We start from the raw sequence: 20,618 nt of genomic DNA, 5'->3' as shown, positions 1-20,618 counted from the left end.
TTTGTCATCCCAAATAAGTTAAGTCTTTAAAAAATGCATCACTTTGAAGTGATGCATTTTTTTTACTTAAATTGGCTGTGCCTATAGGTTCTAGGTTCTAGGTTCTAAAAAGCATAAATTTTCTGACTGCCATGAATGAATGGAACATTTATGGCCAGACATAAATACCAGCCCTATTCCATCCATGGGGGTTGGCATAAATCTTCCAGACATAACGAAGATTTATACCCATCCCTAGTAAATCTTCATAAGTGTTCCGGACATAAAAAAGGTCAGCTGATGCTGACCTTTAATTTAAGTGAGTAAACTCACAATGCGTTCATTACTGCGTAGAGCTGTATACCACATCGCCTTTGGCTTTTAATGTCGCAATCAGTGCGCGGTAATCACCTTCACTGTATTGTGCGCTCAGACGTTGTTCAAGAGCACCCAGTAAGTTGTCATCGATACCTTCAGCAAGATTAACCTTGTCTAGCACGATAACGGCATAACCATTGGCAAGCGCCACTGTATCGACAACGGCTGAATCAGCAGGTTGAGCCATCTGGAATGCTTTGCTGGTGATAGAGGCATCGATACCTTGTTCGAAACGTCCAAGTTTTGCCTTAGTTACAAACTCAGTGCTCGACTCGGCGTCAGGGAAAGCACTCATTAAGGTTTGAGCCTTCTCACGAGCCACTTCATTAGCTTGCTCCTGCTTCAAACGCTCAACAATACCGGCTTTTACCTTAGCGAAATCGACAGTACCCGCAGTAGTGTGAGACTTGATGCGGATAACCATGGCATGGTTAGCGTCTATCTCAATCACATCGCTGTTCATTCCATCTAGCAATACGTTGGTAGAAAAAGCCGCCTTCAACACATCTGGGTTATCGAACGGTGCCGGTGCATTAGAGCGAGTAAACACGGGTGAAGTCATGACTTCAACTCCAAGCTCACTCGCAGCTTCACTCAAGGTATCAGGCACTTCATAGGTCACATCGGCAAGTGTCTGCTGCAAACCATAATAAGTGTCGACCGCTGCCTTATCTTTCAGCTGAGCAATAATCTTATCTTTAACATCAGCAAAAGGTGCTTCGGCCCCTGGCTGGACGTCGAGTAGCTTGATGATATGATAACCAAAGCTTGTCTTCACCACAGTCGAATATGAACCTTTTGACAGTGAATAAAGCACATCATCGAAAGCTGGCTCCATGACGCCTTGTTCAAACCAATCTAATTGACCACCCTGCTCGCCACTGAAAGTGTCTTCAGACTCAGTTTTGGCAAGTTCAGCAAAATCTTCACCAGCTTGGAGCTTGGAATAGATAGCTTCGGCCTTAGCTTTTGATGCTGACTCATCATCGCCAAGGTTAACGAGAATATGTGCAGCAAGGCGTTTCTCAGCCTTTAGATACTGCTGCTTATTCTCATCATAATAGGCTTGAGCCTCTGCATCGGTCACTGCCACATCGTTAGCCATATCAGTAGCATTAAGCTCAATGTATTCGAGACTCATAGTCTCAGGACTCATGAATTGTGCAAGATTCGCATCAAAAAATGCTTGCGCCTGTTCATCAGTCACTTCAGCATCGGCTACAAATGGGCTTGCATCTACAATATGATAACGAATATCGCGGGTCTGCCCCTGAATACCTGCCAAATAACTGGTTTCACCAGGAAGCACAAATTCAGAACCGACCAGAGAAGCAACAAGCTGACGGCGGGTCATATCGGTCCGCATCATATTCCTGAACGTATTCGCCTGATAGCCTAACTGACGCAAAATGGCCAGATAACGGTCGTTATCGAATTGACCATCGGTCTGAAATGCAGGCTCAGTCATGATGGCATTCTTAATCTGCTGATCTGATACTCGCAAACCAAGTTCAGTGGCGGTTTGATCGAGTAACTTTTCTGCGACCAAACGTTCTAACACGCTTTGCTTTACACTTGCCAGATAAGTATCATCTGCGGCTAGCGCTTGGAACATTTCACCCAGTTGCTGCTCTAATCGAGCACGTTCACTTTGGTAGGCTTGTTCCAAGGCTGACTCACTGATATCTTCACCATTAACAGTGGCAGCTGCTGCCTCTGTCGATGATCCTAAGTAACTACTTACACCAGTAAATGCAAAGGAAAGTATTACTAGAACCAGAATGCTTTTTGCAATCACGCCCTGTGAGCCTTCGCGAATCTTCTCTAACATCTGTTCTCTCGCTCGTTGCGATTAAAAAATAAAAAGGCGCATCACGTTTGAGATGCGCCTTTTCGTAAACTTGAGGTCATTAGCAACCTATGCTACTGAATGCCTGTCATACTCATTATTCGTAAAAGCACCGCTAAAGCAGTGCTTGTATCTTACGAAACTCTTTTAAAAAGAGTGGTAAAACGGATCTTAGTTTACAGCGTCTTTTAGAGCTTTACCTGCTTTGAATGCAGGAATGTTTGCTGCAGCAATCTTGATCTCTGCACCCGTCTGTGGGTTGCGACCAGTACGCTCAGCACGTTGACGCACTTCAAAAGTACCAAAACCAACAAGAGAAATCTTATCGCCATCTTTAAGGCCGTCAGTGACTGCGCCGATGAAAGAATCTAATGCACGGCCAGCAGCCGCTTTAGAAATGTCAGCACCAGAAGCGATTTTCTCGATTAGTTCAGATTTGTTCATGTCATCCCCTTGAATGTAATTTTTGCACCGCAACCAAATCCTTTGCTAGAGCGGTCTGCGGTGGCTTTTATAACAAGCTTGAATTTAAAACTCAAGCTCAGTAGGAAAAGCAAGATAAATATAATTGGAAATAGCTCAAAACCAGTAGCCATAAGGGCTTGAGAAGAATGGGCTATCCACCAACCTAGGCTACCACAGCTAGCGAGTTTAAAAAGCCCCTTTTTGCAATTTTTTTACTACAAAGGGGCAATTTTTGCGTTAACCCGTGTTTTTAACGACTTCGAAGCCTTCAATTGGTCGCTCTAGCGCCAATTTTAACACTTCATCGATCCAGCGCACCGGATAAATTTTCAAGTCGGCGACTACGTTTGCAGGGATCTCTTCCAAATCTCGTTCATTTTCCTTTGGAATCAACACGACTTTAGTTCCACCTCGGTGGGCAGCAAGCAACTTTTCCTTCAATCCACCGATAGGCAATACCTCACCACGTAGGGTGATTTCACCTGTCATGGCGACATCGGCACGTACAGGGTTCCCCGTTAGGCTAGAAACCAATGCGGTACACATAGCCGCACCAGCAGAAGGCCCATCTTTCGGTGTTGCCCCTTCTGGCACATGAACATGGATATCACGTTTCTCATAGAAATCAGGATTGATGCCTAACTGTTCTGCACGAGCTCTGACCACTGTCATCGCAGCTTGAATTGACTCCTGCATAACATCACCGAGTGAGCCTGTGTAACTTAGCTTACCTTTACCCGGTACCGAGGTGGCCTCAATAGTGAGCAAATCACCACCGACTTCAGTCCATGCCAACCCAGTCACTTGACCGATCTGGTTATTGGACTCTGCTTTACCATAGTCACAACGCTGCACACCCAAAAATGATTTTAGGTTATCCTGATCCACGTCAACATGCTTAAGCGTCTTGTCGAGCAAGATACGCTTAACCACTTTACGACAGATTTTTGATAGTTCACGTTCAAGCGATCTCACACCCGCTTCACGTGTGTAATAACGAATGATACCTATGATGGCACTATCATGAACTGTCACTTCTTTGATTTTGAGGCCGTTACGTTCGATTTGCTTAGGCAACAAGTGTTGCTTAGCAATATTAAGTTTCTCATCTTCGGTGTAACCCGATAGACGAATGACTTCCATACGGTCAAGTAGTGGGCCAGGGATATTCATCGAATTCGAGGTCGCAACGAACATCACATCGGACAGATCGTAATCCACTTCTAAATAGTGATCACTAAAGGTCGAATTCTGCTCAGGATCTAGCACCTCTAACAGAGCCGACGCTGGATCGCCACGCATATCGCTGCTCATCTTATCTATCTCATCGAGCAGGAACAGCGGATTTTTAACCCCTACTTTAGACATTTTCTGGATGACTTTGCCCGGCATAGAGCCAATATAAGTACGACGATGACCGCGGATCTCGGCCTCATCACGTACGCCACCCAAGGCGACACGAATATACTTGCGCCCGGTTGCCCTAGCAATCGACTGTCCTAATGAGGTTTTACCCACGCCTGGAGGTCCCACTAAACAAAGAATTGGACCTTTAAGCTGCTTGACTCGGCTCTGAACCGCCAAGTACTCTAAAATGCGTTCTTTGACTTTTTCCAAACCAAAATGATCAGCGTCTAACACATCTTGTGCCTTGGCCAAGTCACGTTTAATTTTAGAACGTTGACGCCAAGGAACCGAGATCATCCAATCGACATAGCTACGAACAACCGTAGCTTCAGCCGACATGGGCGACATCATCTTCAATTTATTGAGCTCAGCGATCGCCTTCTCTTTGGCTTCCTCCGGCATCTTAGCTTCTTCAATCTTCTTGGCTAAGGTTTCAAATTCATCGTGAGACTCATCGATGTCCCCCAACTCTTTTTGAATCGCCTTCATCTGCTCGTTGAGGTAATACTCGCGCTGACTCTTCTCCATCTGCTTCTTGACTCGAGAACGGATCCGCTTCTCAACCTGTAACAGATCAATTTCGGACTCCATCATGGCCATCAAATACTCGAGACGTTCGGCAACATCGACCATCTCAAGCACAGATTGCTTATCTTCGAGCTTAAGTGGCATATGGGCCGCCATGGTATCGGCAAGACGTGCGGCTTCTTCGATCCCCGACAGTGACGTTAACACCTCAGGTGGGATCTTCTTATTCAGCTTGATGTAGCCCTCAAACTGGCCAACGGCAGAACGAACCAACACCTCTTCCTCTTTCTCAACCATTGGCTCAGATTCCAGGTATTGAGCCGTGGCGACAAAGAAAGATTCCTCGTCTGAATATTTCTCGATGCGCGCGCGCTTACCACCTTCAACCAGTACTTTTACTGTGCCATCGGGTAACTTCAACAACTGTAAAATTGAAGCGACTGTACCCACTTCAAAAATGTCATCAATGCTTGGGTCATCGAGCTCAGCATCGCGCTGGGCAACCAGAATAATTTGTTTGTTTTGCTCCATCGCCGATTCCAGGCAACGAATAGATTTTTCCCGTCCTACGAATAACGGAATTACCATATGGGGATAAACCACCACATCTCTTAGTGGTAGTACGGGTAGTTCGATTCGCGCTTCACTCTCTTGTGTCATAGCTCGATTCCGTTTGATGATAATACTAATGATTATATTGGGATGAATTGATTGGTTTCAATGGCTAACAACAAATATATAAACTGAGCGAATAAAAAAGGAGCCATATGGGCTCCCTTTCAATTCTGATGAGTCTGTTTCTGAGAAACTTACTCTGCGCCTGCAGCCTTAGGCTCACTATTCTCATAGATGAGTATAGGGCTAGATTCACCTTTAACGACAGATTCATCTATCACAACTTTAGCAACATCATCTGAGGAAGGTAGGTCATACATGATATCGAGTAAGATACCTTCAACGATTGAGCGTAATCCACGAGCACCAGTCTTACGGGTCATCGCCTTAGCTGCAATGGCTTTGAGTGCATCAGCTCTGAACTCAAGCTCTACGCCTTCCATCTCAAACAGTGCTGCAAACTGTTTAGTCAAGGCGTTCTTAGGTTCAGACAAAATTTGCACCAAGGCCTCTTCATCGAGCTCTGCCAATGTCGACAGAACAGGAAGACGGCCGATAAACTCAGGGATCAGACCATATTTGACCAGATCTTCCGGCTCAACCTGCATCAGGATCTCAGAGATAGTGGCTTTATCATCTTCGCCCTTAATTTGAGCGCCAAAGCCAATACCACTGCCTTTATGGCTACGCTGCTCGATAACTTTCTCGAGACCAGAAAAGGCGCCACCACAAATGAACAGAATCTTAGAGGTGTCGACCTGTAAGAATTCTTGCTGAGGATGCTTACGTCCTCCCTGAGGTGGTACAGAAGCAACGGTGCCTTCTATCAGCTTGAGCAGTGCCTGTTGAACACCTTCACCGGACACATCGCGAGTGATCGATGGGTTATCAGACTTACGACTGATCTTATCTATCTCATCGATGTAGACAATACCGCGCTGCGCCTTCTCGACGTCGTAATCACATTTTTGTAGCAGCTTCTGAATGATATTCTCGACATCTTCACCTACATAACCAGCCTCGGTTAATGTGGTTGCATCGGCCATGGTAAATGGCACATCCAGAAAACGCGCAAATGTCTCGGCGAGTAATGTCTTACCGCTACCCGTTGGGCCAATCAGCAAGATATTACTCTTGCCGAGTTCGACACCATCTTTAGGACTCGAATTTTTTAATCGCTTATAGTGGTTATATACCGCGACAGACAGGACCTTCTTCGCCTTATCTTGCCCAATCACATAATCATCCAGATGAGCTCTTAACTCATGTGGTGTCGGTAATTTGTCCTGATCTTGCTTCGGTGAAATCTCTTTGATCTCTTCCCTAATAATATCGTTGCAGAGCTCAACACACTCATCACAAACATATACTGAAGGGCCAGCGATGAGTTTACGAACCTCATGTTGACTCTTTCCACAAAAAGAGCAGTACAGTAGTTTCCCACTGTCACCGGTACTTTTGTTGTCGCTCATTACACTACCTCTTGCGCAGTCTGCACTACTTAAATCTACTTATCGCCTTACTACTCAGCATAGCTCAGCCAAAGACAAAAATCAGCCCTGTTTACTCATCACTGAATCGACGATTCCATATTCTGCCGCTTGATTGGCACTCATGAAGTTATCACGATCCGTATCACGTTCAATCACTTCCAGTGGTTGGCCCGTGTGCTCAGCCAGCATCTGGTTTAACTTATCCTTGATGCCCAATATCTCCTGAGCATGAATGGCGATATCAGAGGCTTGCCCCTGAAAGCCACCCAATGGCTGATGGATCATCACTCTGGAGTTTGGCAAACAATGACGCTTACCTGCAGCGCCCCCAGCAAGAAGAAACGCCCCCATGCTAGCAGCTTGTCCAATACAGACTGTACTGACATCCGGCTTGATGAATTGCATAGTATCGTAGATCGCCATTCCGGCAGTAACAGAGCCGCCTGGAGAGTTAATATACAGGAAAATATCCTTATCAGGGCTCTCTGACTCCAAAAACAGTAATTGTGCGACGACAAGATTAGCCATATGCTCTTCAACTGGACCAACCAGGAAGATGATACGCTCTTTTAATAGGCGAGAATAGATATCGTACGAGCGTTCACCCTTGGCAGTTTGTTCAACTACCATAGGCACTAGTGCATTTAATACTGATTCTGGTGCATTTTGCATTATTTATAATCCCTAAATAAAAACGGCTCGCATGAGGAACCTCATACGAGCCATTATAAATGGTTAATCACCATTTAAGTCAAGCTAAGCTTAGCCTTGTTGTGTAGCCTTGTTCATAAATTCTTCAAAGTTAACTGCTTTTTCAGTCACTTTGGCAGTTTTTAACAAAGCTTCAACCGCTTGCTCTTCAAGAGCGACATTACGCATGTTCTGCATCATCTCTTGATTAGCCTTGTAATATTCAACAACTTCACTTGGATCTTCGTAAGCTGAAGCCATAGAAGCAATAAGCGCCTGAACACGTTCGTCTTCAGCTTTAAGCTCGTTAGTCTTGATCACTTCACCAAGTAGTAAGCCAACTTTTACGCGACGTTCTGCTTGCTCAGTGAATAGGTCTGCAGGTAGCTCAGGCATGTTAGCAGCTTGATCACCGAAACGCTGCATCGCTTGCTTACGCAATACTTCAACTTCGCCATCGATAAGCGACTTAGGCAGGCCGATTTCATTCTGCTCAAGTAGACCTTTAAGTACTTGCTCTTTAACACTGGCTTTAAGTGCTTGCTCAAGTTCACGACCCATGTTCTTGCTGATCTCAGCTTTAAGCGCTTCCAGACCACCTTCGGTCACACCGAATAGCTTAGCAAACTCATCGTTAACTTCAGGAAGGTTAGCCGCTTGAACTTCGTTCAATGTGATAATGAACTTAGCAACTTTACCTTTCAAGTTTTCAGCATGGTAATCTTCAGGGAAAGTGACATCGATATCGAACTCTTCACCCGCTTTATGACCTTCAACACCAGACTCGAAGCCAGGGATCATGCGGCCGCTACCAAGTTGTAGTTCGAAGTTTTCGGCTTTACCGCCTTCAAACTCTTCACCGTCAACTGAACCCACGAAGTTGATCATCGCCTTGTCGCCATCAGCAGCTTCACGCTCTACAGCTTCAAAAGTAGCGTGTTGCTTACGCAATGTTTCAATCATAGCGTCAACATCAGTATCTGTGACTTCAGCAGTTGGTTGCTCAACTACGATTGCATCAAGACCCTTTAGTTCTACTTCTGGGTAGATCTCGAAAGTCGCTACAAACTGGAAGTTATCGGTATCTGACTCACCAGGTATGAAAGTCGGTGCGCCAGCTGGGTTTAATTTCTCAGCAACAATAGCTTCAACGAAATTACGCTGCATCACTTCACCGGTGATATCTTGACGGATAGCCTTGCCATAACGCTTGTTAATGACACTAACTGGCACCTTACCTGGACGGAAACCAGGAAGACGAGCACGCTTTGCTTCGCTCTTTAATGCTTCATTAACGGTTTTTTCAATCTGCTCAGCAGGAACAGAAATAGTTAGGCGACGCTCTAGGCCTTGAGTTGTTTCAACAGAAACTTGCATTGTTTTACCTCGAAATAAGTCTTACATCCTTTGTAATAGTCGAATGATCAACTATTAAAGTATTCGTTTCTTGATCTTAAAATTTGACTAGAAAGCCCATCACAACTGAATTCCGGCTCTAATCACTCATAGTTGAGAATTATCAAGACGCGACATTATAGCCACGCTTTATCCCAGAGTCGACCTTAAAACACGAATTACAGGCGTAAAAAAAGCGACCTAAGGTCGCTTTTCTACTTTCTTCTGAAAGAAATGGGGTGACTGATGGGGCTCGAACCCACGACAACCGGAATCACAATCCGGGGCTCTACCAACTGAGCTACAATCACCACTGATATGGTGCGCCCGGCAGGATTCGAACCTGCGGCCACCCGCTTAGAAGGCGGGTGCTCTATCCAACTGAGCTACGGGCGCTTCGAAAGTGATAATTCTCACATCCTGAATAAGCGTTGAAAGACGTATCTTTCATTTATCTGCTTGGTGTTCAGATAAATATATAATTGGTCGGCCACTCTCTTTCATAAAGAGTGAGAATTCGAAGCTCTTAGCCTCTGTTCCTATTCGACCTTAAAGCAGGAAGGTTAACAACCTACTTTAATAAATTTGGTCGGTGATAGAGGATTCGAACCTCTGACCCTCTGGTCCCAAACCAGATGCGCTACCGGGCTGCGCTAATCACCGAAAATCAACTTTTACTTTATCTGCAATCAACACCAGAGTTCCTCTGTTCCACTTCTTATCCTAAACAAGGATGCTAAAGCGGCTGCGCTAATCACCGAAGGTCTATCATTTGAAAATTTTAAAGAATGTTTATAATTGGGAGAAACATTCAATCTTCTGCTAACCTCGAGAACAATCTAGCTTCTCGTTGAGAACGGAGCGCATCTTAGCCCCTAGCCTGACATGCGTCAACGGTTTTTTTATAAAGAAAGTGAGCTTGGTTACTTTACAAACTATCGGGTCTAAAACCACTCAAATTATCCGTATTTTAGAACTGATTGTTGTACAGCTTAATAAATGACACTCAAGCCTTGTCCTGTTAAAATGGCGCCGTTTTCATTATCGCGCTCCATTAAAGGATATCCAACCCCAATGACAGCTCAAAGAATCGATGGCAAAGCGATCGCTCAATCCATTCGAACACAGCTAAAAGAAAAAGTAACCGCCCGTAAAGAGGCAGGACAGAGAGCTCCAGGTTTAGCGGTGATCTTAGTCGGCGCAGATCCAGCGTCTCAAGTTTATGTTGGCAGCAAGAGACGCGCCTGCGAAGAGGTCGGATTTCTTTCCCGCTCATATGACTTAGACAGCAGCACGTCTGAAGAGGAGTTGTTGGCGCTAATTGATGAGTGTAATAACGATTCATCTATCGATGGTATATTAGTGCAACTGCCTCTGCCTAAGCATATCGAAGAGTCGAAGGTCATCGAGCGTATCAGACCCGATAAAGATGTTGATGGTTTCCATCCCTATAACGTTGGCCGTCTGGCTCAGCGCATTCCGGTATTGCGTTCATGTACACCTATGGGGATCATGACACTGATTAAGTCTACTGGCGTTGATACCTTCGGTTTAGACGCTATCGTAGTGGGAGCCTCGAACATAGTGGGTCGCCCTATGACACTTGAATTGTTACTCGCGGGTTGTACTACCACCACCTGTCATAGATTCACCCGCAATCTTGAACAAAAAGTCAGACAAGCGGATCTGGTTGTGGTCGCAGTAGGCAAGCCGGGGTTTATTCCTGGAGATTGGATCAAGCCCGGCGCCTTGGTTATCGATGTGGGGATTAACCGTCTTGAAGATGGCAGCTTAGTGGGTGATGTTCAATATGACGTTGCGGCGGAAAATGCCGCTTTCATCACCCCGGTTCCCGGTGGCGTCGGTCCAATGACCATAGCCAGCCTGCTGGAGAACACTTTATATGCCGCCGAGACTTATCACGATAAAGTCTAGATAGATTATAGGCTTGGATATTATTAGGTTCTAGGTTCTAGGTTCTAGGTTCTAGGTTCTAGGTTCTAGGTTCTAGGTTCTAGGTTCTAGGTTCTAGGTTCTAGGTTCTAGGTTCTAGGTTCTAGGTTCTAAAAAGCATAAATGTTCTGACTGCCACGGATAGCGGAAATGCCAATAAATGAATGGAACATTTATGGCCAGGCACAGCGAAGGTTTATACCCGTCCTTGGTAAATCTTCATAAATGTTCCAGACATAAATACCACACCTTTCCATCCATGGGGCGTGGCATAAGTGTTCCAGACACAAAAAAGCCTGCATCTGCAGGCTTTTTAATGGGAAAGAGTAATTTCACTTCTTACGCCAGGTGGTGCCACTAGGGCCATCTTCTAAGATAACGCCTAAAGCATTTAAACCATCACGAGCCACATCGGCAGCAGGCCAATCTTTCTCGGCTCTGGCGCGATTACGCTCGACGATCAAGGCCTCTATTTGAGCCACTTCATCATCACTGCCCTCCCCCTTGAAGAAGGTATCGACATCTTGTTCCAGTAGACCTAATACCTCGGCCAGCTCTTTTAACTTAACCCCCAATGCCGACGCTTGTGCGATGTCACTGCCTTTGAGACGGTTAATCTCACGCACCATCTCAAACAGCACCGAATAAGCTTCAGGCGTATTAAAATCGTCATCCATCGCTGCCTTAAACTTAGCGACAAATTCGGAGGCATCTGCAGGCTCAACGCTAAGATCTAAACCTTTAAGTGAAGTATACAAACGCTCGAGTGCAGATTTAGCTTGCTTGAGGTTATCTTCCGAATAATTAAGCTGGCTACGGTAATGACCCGATAACAGGAAGTAGCGAATCGTCGCAGCATCATAGTGCTTAAGCACATCACGTATGGTGAAGAAGTTGTTCAATGACTTAGACATCTTCTCCTTGTCGATCATTACCATACCAGTGTGCATCCAGTAATTCACATAAGGTGTGTCATGGGCACAGCAAGATTGAGCAATTTCATTCTCATGGTGTGGAAACTGAAGATCTGAACCACCACCATGGATATCGAAGTGTTGACCTAAGTGCTTACTGTTCATTGCCGAACATTCTATATGCCATCCTGGACGACCGGCCCCCCAAGGAGATTCCCAGGTCGGTTCTCCGGGTTTAGACATCTTCCACAACACAAAATCCATAGGATCGCGTTTAGTGTCTTCGACTTCGACGCGAGCACCGGCTTGCAACTGCTCAATATTTTGCCCCGACAGGCGGCCATATTCAGGGAAAGATGACACGCTAAAGAGCACATCGCCATTATCGGATACATAGGCATGTTCCTTCTCGATAAGTTTTTCAACCATATCGATAATTTCAGGCATATGTAGTGTGGCTCTAGGCTCAAAATCTGGGCGTTTCATGTTTAACGCATCGAAATCACGATGCATTTCACCAATTAAACGCTCAGTCAAAGATTCACAACTTTCGTTATTCTCAGCCGCGCGCTTGATGATCTTGTCATCTACATCGGTAATGTTTCGCTGAAAATTCACCTCATAGCCTGAGTATCTCAGATACCTGACAATCATATCGAAAGAGACAAAAGTTCGACCGTGACCGATATGACATAAGTCATAGATGGTGATCCCACACACATACATGCCAATTTTTCCTGGCTGTAATGGTTTGAATTCCTCTTTTTGGCGGGTCAGACTATTGTATAACTTCAACATCGCTACTCTCTTCAACGAAAAAACAATAAAAATTAGCTAGACAGTTTAACATCGCCCCCATGTTGCTTCCATCAGTTTTACGTGACTCTCACCATGAAACCCGGCTTTTTATCAAGTATATGGACGAGTTTTATCCTCACACGCTCTGACAATCAAATTTTTATTCTCTTAAGCAAATTAGCGACTAGCTCTTTATGCGAAATGGCAATTACGATAGAATCCTGCCACAATTTCTTATTGCTAAATTTAGTGAGAATCAAATCATGATCACTCTTCATACCAACCATGGTGAAATCACCCTGGAACTAGAGACAGAAAAAGCACAGTTAACTGCCGAAAACTTTATCAAGTATGCTAAAGATGGCTTCTATGACGGTACGGTATTCCACCGCGTTATCGATGGTTTCATGGTTCAAGGTGGTGGCTTCACTGAAGATATGGAGCAGAAGCCTTGCGGTGAAACCATCCAGAACGAAGCAAACAATGGTTTGTCGAACGTGATAGGCACTGTGGCTATGGCCAGAACATCGGATCCCCATTCGGCAACGGCTCAGTTCTTCATCAACATCAATGACAATACCTTCCTGGATTTCAAATCAGAGACAGCACAGGGCTGGGGTTACTGCGTATTTGCCAAGATCAGTGCCGGCATGGACGTGGTCAACAAGATTAAAGCGGTAAACACAGGTAACAAGGGCATGCATCAAGATGTGCCTCTAGAAGCTGTAATTATCGAGAAAGTGACCATTGCCGAATAAATCAGCTTAATGCGCACACTTTTTATAGGCGATCTGCATCTATCTGCAGATCGCCCTGATATTACACTCGCCTTCAATCAGTTTCTCGATACCCAACTCGATGATGCCGAAGCGCTCTATATACTTGGCGACCTATTTGAAGTCTGGACAGGCGATGATATTGCCGAGCCCTTCGCTAATGAGTTAGCCGATAAACTCCATGGCATCTCACAAAACCTGCCTATCTATTATATCCATGGAAATCGAGATTTTCTGATTGGTAATCAATTTGCAACACGATCTGGCATAACCTTATTGCCAGAACTCCATAGCCTTAATCTATATGGCATTGCTACTGTGCTCCTTCATGGCGATAGCCTATGCACACTCGATAAGGGCTACCAAAGATTCAGACGCTTCAGAAATAACTCAGTGGTTAAGTGGATCTATTCACGCCTTCCTAAGCGCACTCGCCAAAATATTGCAACCAAGATACGTGCAAAGAGTCAGGCGAGTAATATGAATAAAAGCTACACCATCATGGATGTAGAGAAAGATGCCGTTACTCAACTAATGAATAGTTGCGGCGCAACACAGATGATCCATGGCCATACCCATAGACCCGATATTCATTATTTAGGTAAAAATCAGGCTGGAATTGAGAATCTGCGAATTGTGGTCGGTGACTGGTACGAACAAGGCAGCGTGCTTAGCGTGTCGAAAGATAATCTAGCCTTAACCAGCCTGCCCTTTCAAGCCCAGTAATGACTTCGTTAAGTCTTTACTGGCTCTCTCCCCTACAAAAACCGCCCCCAATAGTTCGAAACAGATTCAAAAGGTATTAGGTCACTGGTGCGCCAGAGTGAAATTTAAACTCAGGATCGACAGATAAAATTAGCTCAGCTTCAGTCTGGCGGATAACGGCTATTCGCTCACTCACAGGCACACTCTTCTTAGTCATAGCATTGGCCTGAATCAGTTCCGCTAGCACCAGGTAATCTTGATAATGTCTCGCTTCTGAGCGTAACAGAGAAACATAGAACCGGTTGAGTTCATCGTCTAAAAAGGGCGCCAGTTTTGCGAAGCGCTCACAGGATCTAGCCTCAATAAAGGCGCCTATGATGAGCTTATCGACTAAGGCTGCTGGCTCATGTGTCCTGACTTGCTTCATCATGCCTTTGGCATAACGACCCGCTGTCATGTTCTGGTAAGGGATATTTCGTGCTTGCATAATCTCTAACACCTGCTCGAAATGATGAAACTCCTCTTTGATAAGACGAACCATCTTACTTATCAGTTCGGAGCCATGATCGAAGCCGGGTTTAGCGACTAGCTCCCCGGAAAAATCATTTTTTTTACTGTCACGAGATAAAAAGGCGTCTATGTCTCTGTCTTTTTGATAGATAAATTCTTCATAGGGTTTTGCCCATTGAAGTAACAATTTGCCACTGTCTTTATCGATTGCATATTTCCGAATAAGAAACATGGCCGTCTGCGCCGCTTTTAATTCACAGTTACAGTGATCGATAAGTAACTCAGGTAGACTTTCCGGCTTTTTAGCCACTTCAATCCAGGCATCTGGTGTTTCACATCCTAAAAAATCATGGATCGGGGCTAACAATTGCTGCATGGACTCTGTTCTCGAAGTAAATAAATGTCATCTTTATGGGTGCATTATTCTAGCATCGACTCGGGTAGGCAGAGGGATCAATTTAATCGTTATTTCTTATCCTGAATTATTAATCCAGAAGTTTGAACTCGATCAAACAAACAGGAATACAAACTTAGAAACAAATAATTAACAAATGAGGTAAGTTCAGCTTGACTAAGAGCCTGTTTTGTTCAATAAATAAACTTACACCATGCAATTATTGGAAATATGAGCTAGACATTAGTGAGAGCATTGATTGGCATTGGGTATCGTGAGCCGTAAGGTCTTTGGGAATTAGACCAATAGGCATGTAGGCTCGTCTGAAGTTTGGCGAGCAAAAGTTAAAGCTAAACAAGGATAATTATAATGATATTGAATCACTTAATGGGACTCTACACACATCCAAAAGAAGAATGGCACACAATTGAGCAGAATCATGAAGCACTCAAGAGCAGTCTGAGCCACATATTGCTCATTGCACTCATTCCAGTGATCTGTACCTTCATCGCAGCTACTGAACTGGGATGGGACTTAGGTGTTGGCGATCGACTCTTTCTAACACAAGAAAGTGCACTATTGATGTCCGGAGGCATGTATTTTGGACTCATTGCCGGTGTGTTTGCACTCGCTTATCTGGCTTTTTGGATGGCAAAGACGTTCGATGCTGATCCTAGCTATACTCAAGCACTGGAACTCGCATCTTACACGGCAACCCCATTATTTATGGTGGGGCTCGCCGCATTGTATCCCGCTATTTGGTTTGTGATGGTCGTCGGCTTCTTCGGACTCGCCTACTCAGTTTATCTGCTCTATACCGGTGTCCCTATTATCATGAATATTCCTGAAGAAAAAGGCTTCATCTATGCCAGCTCAGTGGTCACTGCTGGCCTGGTACTGCTGGTCGCCTTGATGGCATCGAGCGTTATCCTCTGGAGTATGGGTTTTGGCCCTATGTATCAATAGAATCTAGGAATCTAGGACAACAAAAAAGGCTTTAGGGTTTCCCCTAAAGCCTTTTTAATACATCAATTTTTATATCAACTAACTACTGTGAAGAATCTCGCAGCGCTACCGTCAGGTTGAAGACTAAGCTGTCTGGCGTTGAATCTTTGCTATCTGCACAGAAATATCCTTCACGCTCAAACTGATAGGCTTTTTCCGCTGCAGCATTCACAAGACCCGCTTCGACTAGACCTTGCTTCACCACAAGAGAATCAGGATTTAATACATCCTCTACTGTTTCAGCCCCTGCAGGGTTAGCATCGATAAATAATCGATTGTAGAGACGGAACTCGGCAGGCTTAGCACTGCTCGCTTCAACCCAGTGAATAACACCTTTCACTTTACGGCCATCAGATGGGTTTACACCTAATGTCTCATCATCATAGGTACAGTAGATAGTGGTGATGTTACCTTCTGCATCCTTGTCACAGCGCTCAGCTTTAATGACATATGCGTTACGAAGGCGCACTTCTTTACCTTGTACAAGACGCTTATACTTCTTATTGGCTTCTTCACGAAAATCATCGGCATCGATAAACAGCTCGCGGCCAAATGTTATCTCACGCTTACCAAACTCATCTTTACTCGGATGAATGGGTGCATGAAGAGTCTCAACTTGCCCTTGCGGATAGTTTTCGATAATCACCTTAACCGGATTGATCACCGCCATGGCGCGGGGAGCATTATCGTTTAACTCTTCACGAATACAGGCATCTAACATGGCCACTTCAACCATATTATCTTGCTTAGTCACGCCAATGCGCAGACAAAACTCACGAATAGAGGCGGCGGTATAACCACGACGGCGAAGTCCTGCGAGAGTAGGCATGCGGGGGTCGTCCCAGCCATGTACCAGCTCACGGGTAACCAAGTCATTTAGCTTACGCTTAGACATCAAGGTGTATTCAAGATTAAGTCTGGAGAACTCATATTGACGAGTTCTGTTAGGCGCCTGAAAATCATCTAAATGATCCAGTACCCAGTCGTACAGACGACGGTTGTCTTGAAACTCTAATGTACATAAAGAGTGACTGATGTTCTCGATGGCATCCGAGATACAGTGGGTAAAATCGTACATAGGGTAGATGCACCACTTATCACCCGTTTGATGGTGATGAGCGAAACGAATGCGGTAGATGATAGGGTCGCGCATACACATGAAAGACGATGCCATATCTATCTTAGCTCTGAGTGAACATTCACCCTCTTTGAACTCACCCCTACGCATCTTCTCAAACAACTCAAGGTTCTCAGCCGCTGAAGACTCACGATAAGGACTGTTCTTACCCGGTGCTTTCAATGTACCGCGATACTCACGAGTCTCTTCACTGTTTAGGAAGCAGACATAAGCTAAGCCCTTAGTGATCAGCTCAACAGCATAGCCGTGTAGCTGATCGAAGTAATTAGACGAGTAGCGAATATCTCCAGACCACTCGAAACCCAACCACTTCACATCGTCCTGAATCGAATGAACATAATCGATATCTTCTTTTTCAGGATTGGTATCATCAAAACGTAAGTTACATTGGCCCTTGTAATCCTTTGCTATACCGAAGTTTAAGCAGATAGATTTAGCATGACCAATATGAAGAAAGCCATTAGGCTCAGGTGGAAAACGTGTATGCACGCTGGTGTGCTTACCGCTTTCAAGGTCTTCATCTATGATGTTACGAATGAAGTTACTGGGACGAACTTCGCTGTCCACATGGCTCATGTGATTCCTCTTAGAGAACGCTGGCCAACCATTAGCCTGCTTGTATATACAATTAGCTTTATGGGATGGCATATTTTGATGTAATTGGAAAGATAATCTACTATCTCAGTGCCAGATACAACGCCTGATAGCAAAAAACAGCAACAAAAAACCATATAATAAAAAAGCAGCGAATAAACGCTGCTTTTTTATTATATTCGACTACGACTTGCTTGTTATGTGATCACTTTTACATCTAATGTGACCATCTCAGTCCGTTTGGCTTTCACCTTCAACCAAATATAGAAAATAGCCAGCGCACTGATAAAGAAACCAATCCACAGACTCGATGAAAGCGGGTGCTCCCCGAACGTCGCCGCCTGATAGAAGACAGTCGCCGTGCCGTAAGCTAAGGCAAAAGTCCAAACCCCGGCAAATGCAGCCCAACGCCCACCAAACTCTCCCACTAACGCGCCCATCGCCGCGACACAGGGTGTATAGAGTAAGATAAACAACAAATAGGCAAAGGCTGCCGTGATCCCAGAGAAACCCGCCTGAAGCGCGGTGAAGGTCGAAGTATCCACCTCTAACTCTTCCGATGCAGCTTCCACCGAAGACACATCACCCACAGAGATCGACAAGGGATCATCGAGTGCGATACCGAACAAGTTTTCCGGAATAGTACTCAAGGCTTGTTTGAGTGTTTCAGAGAACGGTGCAAGCTCTTCGTCACCCGAGCCAGCTGTGCTATACAAGCTGTTAAGAGTCCCGACTACCGCTTCTTTGGCAAATATCCCGGTGATAATCCCCACAGTGGCAGGCCAGTTATCTTGCTCCACTCCCATTGGGCCGAAAAATGGCGTCACTTTCTGGCTGGCAACGCTGAGCACGGACTCTGAGCTATCTTCATGGCCAAAGGTACCATCTACGCCTATGGCGTTGACGAAGTTAAGCAAGGTCACCACGATAACGATAGTCTTGCCCGCACCAAGAATGAAACTCTTGGTCCGTTTACCTGTACGGTTCATTACCGTCTTAAATTTGGGTTTCTCGTAACTCGGTAACTCCATCACCACAGCACTGCTGCTGCCAGGAAGCAAGGTCGAGCGCAAGAGTAAACCAGTCCCTACCGCGGCTAATATTCCTATGATATAGAGTAAAAACACCAGGTTCTGTCCCGACTCAGGAAAAAAGGCGGCGGCAAACAACGCATACACAGGAAGCCGTGCACCGCAGGACATAAACGGCGCCATCATACCTGTTACTATGCGCTCACGTTCACTGCCTAAAGTACGTGTGGCCATGATAGCGGGTACCGAACAGCCAAAGCCCACTATCATAGGCACGAAAGCTTTACCCGGCAGACCGATGCGACGCATAAGGCCATCGACAACAAACGCCGCACGAGCCATATAGCCCGAGCCTTCGAGCACAGACAGCGCTAAAAACAGCGCGGCGATGACAGGAATAAAGGTCGCTACCGTCTGAATACCTTGTCCAATACCACCAGCAATGATAGTAACTAACCAAGCCGGCGAACCAAGACTCGCCATCAATGCACCTAAGTGATCGACGAAGATAGCGCCAGCGGTAATATCGAAAAAATCGATAAACGCGCTACCCACATTGATACTGAACATGAACATCAGATACATAACAAACAGAAATACTGGCACGCCGGCCACCGGGTGAAGAATCACCTTATCTAGTTTGTCACTCAGGGTTTCACTGCCATCCGATGATACAGAGGAGTCATAGACACTTTGGACGAAGTCGAAACGTGTGGTGGCCACCATAACTTCTATATCTTGGCCCTGCCTGGAAATCGATTCAGAGCACTCATTAACCTCATCGTGCATCTGGCCATTCTTGCACTGACCACACCCTATTCCATTGGCCAACATGGCGAGCGCGCGGCCACGGCTTAGGCTTGTATCACTGGACAATAAACTGGTGACGCCTGTCTCAATTCGAGCGTCATAATTGAGAATCAAGGCTTTCTCGGACACCTTGCCCTCGAACAAAATCACAACTTGCGCCTTCACTTTCTCGATATCGGCCTCATCCCGTGAGCAAACACCCACAACCGGACAACCTAAGGTTTTGCTCATCTGCTCAACATCGACTTCGATGCCGTGGCTCTTGGCCGCATCTATCTTGTTGAGCACGACAATCATAGGTATGCCAAGCTCACGCAGCTGAATCGTTAGATACAGATGTCGCTCAATATTGGTCGCATCGACGAGATTGATAATACCGTCTATCTGTTGCTCGGCAAGAAACTGCTGTGCTATCTGCTCATCTAACGAGCAATCACAGCTTTTACCGGCAGGCAGTAGATCATAGATACCAGGAAGGTCGGTTAGAGAAACATCGGTACCATTTAGGGTAAATAAGCCTGTTTTCTTCTCTACTGTGACCCCAGACCAGTTACCAACCTGTTGATTGGCACCCGTGAGTGCATTAAAAAGTGTCGATTTACCCGCGTTAGGATTACCGACAGTCACACAATGAAACTGCTTAGCCATTCGTTAGTACCGCCTTAACTGTATCTGCTCTAACTATCTCTACATCAATAATGTCGGCAAGGTCACGACGCATACATAATCGACTGCCTCGAATATCGAGCAAAAGCCCGGATCCCATCGGAGCCTTACGGATCATGAAGAATGACGTGTTTGGGGTGATCCCCATGGAAAGTAATTTTCGTTTAACCACAGATGGCAAACTCAACTGGCCAACCTCTGAAATCGTGGCGTGATCGCCAGGGTTTAAATCGCTTAATTTCATTATGCTTTTATACCTTTTAACAGGTCTCAATAATTCTTAAACTCGAACTAATTTTAACGGAGGAACAAGAAGAATAACTTTACCTAGATCAACTTTTCGCATTGGGAACGATAATAGTTTTCAATTGTATTCTATATTATGTGACAAAAGTCCCAACTAATAAATGATTGTAATCAAATAAATCCAACTACAAGCTAATACGAATAATTATCAATTACTTAATTATTGAGCTTATTAATCGCACCCTACAGTGATCGAGATCACATTTTAGATTTTCCCTT

Annotated in this window: 15 protein-coding genes and 3 tRNA genes; 4 read left to right on the top strand and 14 right to left on the bottom strand. The window is 45.1% G+C overall.

The window, feature by feature from the left end:
* Positions 1–322: 322 nt before the first annotated feature.
* The 9 genes from FS373_RS02360 to FS373_RS02320 form a co-directional block, all read right to left on the bottom strand.
* On the bottom strand, positions 323–2,188 hold the full coding sequence (locus FS373_RS02360) for a SurA N-terminal domain-containing protein (protein WP_144047275.1): 1,866 nt from the start codon (positions 2,186–2,188) through the stop codon (positions 323–325).
* A 189-nt stretch (positions 2,189–2,377) separates the two neighbouring features.
* Positions 2,378–2,650 (bottom strand): HU family DNA-binding protein, encoded by a 273-nt coding sequence (locus FS373_RS02355; protein ID WP_013052264.1) that lies wholly within the window; start codon positions 2,648–2,650, stop codon positions 2,378–2,380.
* A gap of 258 nt (positions 2,651–2,908) precedes the next feature.
* Positions 2,909–5,266 (bottom strand): endopeptidase La, encoded by a 2,358-nt coding sequence (lon, locus tag FS373_RS02350; RefSeq protein ID WP_144047276.1) that lies wholly within the window; start codon positions 5,264–5,266, stop codon positions 2,909–2,911.
* Between the two features lie 149 nt (positions 5,267–5,415).
* Positions 5,416–6,693, bottom strand: coding sequence for an ATP-dependent protease ATP-binding subunit ClpX (gene clpX, locus FS373_RS02345; protein WP_144047277.1), 1,278 nt, complete (start codon positions 6,691–6,693; stop codon positions 5,416–5,418).
* A gap of 81 nt (positions 6,694–6,774) precedes the next feature.
* Positions 6,775–7,386, bottom strand: a complete 612-nt coding sequence (clpP, locus tag FS373_RS02340) for an ATP-dependent Clp endopeptidase proteolytic subunit ClpP (protein WP_144047278.1) — start codon at positions 7,384–7,386, stop codon at positions 6,775–6,777.
* A 90-nt stretch (positions 7,387–7,476) separates the two neighbouring features.
* On the bottom strand, positions 7,477–8,781 hold the full coding sequence (tig, locus tag FS373_RS02335; RefSeq protein WP_144047279.1) for a trigger factor: 1,305 nt from the start codon (positions 8,779–8,781) through the stop codon (positions 7,477–7,479).
* Positions 8,782–9,034: 253 nt separating this feature from the next.
* Positions 9,035–9,110, bottom strand: a tRNA-His gene (locus FS373_RS02330).
* An 8-nt stretch (positions 9,111–9,118) separates the two neighbouring features.
* Positions 9,119–9,195, bottom strand: a tRNA-Arg gene (locus tag FS373_RS02325).
* Between the two features lie 190 nt (positions 9,196–9,385).
* Positions 9,386–9,462: transfer RNA gene (locus tag FS373_RS02320), tRNA-Pro, on the bottom strand.
* A 411-nt stretch (positions 9,463–9,873) separates the two neighbouring features.
* Between FS373_RS02320 and folD the strand changes: the two genes are divergently transcribed.
* Entirely contained in the window at positions 9,874–10,734 is an 861-nt protein-coding gene (gene folD / locus FS373_RS02315; RefSeq protein ID WP_144047280.1) for a bifunctional methylenetetrahydrofolate dehydrogenase/methenyltetrahydrofolate cyclohydrolase FolD, read from the top strand.
* A 350-nt stretch (positions 10,735–11,084) separates the two neighbouring features.
* Here folD and cysS read toward each other — a convergent pair whose 3' ends face one another.
* Positions 11,085–12,464: a cysteine--tRNA ligase gene (gene cysS, locus FS373_RS02310; protein ID WP_144047281.1), complete on the bottom strand. Its 1,380-nt coding sequence runs from the start codon at positions 12,462–12,464 to the stop codon at positions 11,085–11,087.
* Positions 12,465–12,727: 263 nt separating this feature from the next.
* Between cysS and FS373_RS02305 the strand changes: the two genes are divergently transcribed.
* A complete protein-coding gene (locus FS373_RS02305; RefSeq protein WP_144047282.1) occupies positions 12,728–13,222 on the top strand; it encodes a peptidylprolyl isomerase in 495 nt (164 codons plus the stop codon).
* A 9-nt stretch (positions 13,223–13,231) separates the two neighbouring features.
* Positions 13,232–13,966: a UDP-2,3-diacylglucosamine diphosphatase gene (locus FS373_RS02300; RefSeq protein ID WP_144047283.1), complete on the top strand. Its 735-nt coding sequence runs from the start codon at positions 13,232–13,234 to the stop codon at positions 13,964–13,966.
* 76 nt (positions 13,967–14,042) lie between these two features.
* Here FS373_RS02300 and miaE read toward each other — a convergent pair whose 3' ends face one another.
* A complete protein-coding gene (miaE, locus tag FS373_RS02295; RefSeq protein ID WP_144047284.1) occupies positions 14,043–14,831 on the bottom strand; it encodes a tRNA isopentenyl-2-thiomethyl-A-37 hydroxylase MiaE in 789 nt (262 codons plus the stop codon).
* Positions 14,832–15,218: 387 nt separating this feature from the next.
* Between miaE and FS373_RS02290 the strand changes: the two genes are divergently transcribed.
* Complete coding sequence (locus FS373_RS02290) at positions 15,219–15,815, top strand: Yip1 family protein (RefSeq protein ID WP_144047285.1); 597 nt, start codon at positions 15,219–15,221, stop codon at positions 15,813–15,815.
* An 82-nt stretch (positions 15,816–15,897) separates the two neighbouring features.
* On the opposite strand, the gene glnS is transcribed toward FS373_RS02290, so the two are convergent.
* From glnS to FS373_RS02275, 3 genes are all read right to left on the bottom strand, one after another.
* A complete protein-coding gene (glnS, locus tag FS373_RS02285) occupies positions 15,898–17,568 on the bottom strand; it encodes a glutamine--tRNA ligase (RefSeq protein WP_144047286.1) in 1,671 nt (556 codons plus the stop codon).
* A gap of 215 nt (positions 17,569–17,783) precedes the next feature.
* Positions 17,784–20,075, bottom strand: coding sequence for a Fe(2+) transporter permease subunit FeoB (gene feoB / locus FS373_RS02280; RefSeq protein WP_152828975.1), 2,292 nt, complete (start codon positions 20,073–20,075; stop codon positions 17,784–17,786).
* Positions 20,068–20,337: a FeoA family protein gene (locus FS373_RS02275; RefSeq protein ID WP_144047288.1), complete on the bottom strand. Its 270-nt coding sequence runs from the start codon at positions 20,335–20,337 to the stop codon at positions 20,068–20,070. Before FS373_RS02275 ends, feoB begins: the two co-directional genes overlap by 8 nt.
* Between the last annotated feature and the right edge of the window lie 281 nt (positions 20,338–20,618).

The organism is Shewanella sp. YLB-07 (assembly GCF_009377275.1).
This window is presented reverse-complemented; position numbering and strand designations above follow the sequence as displayed.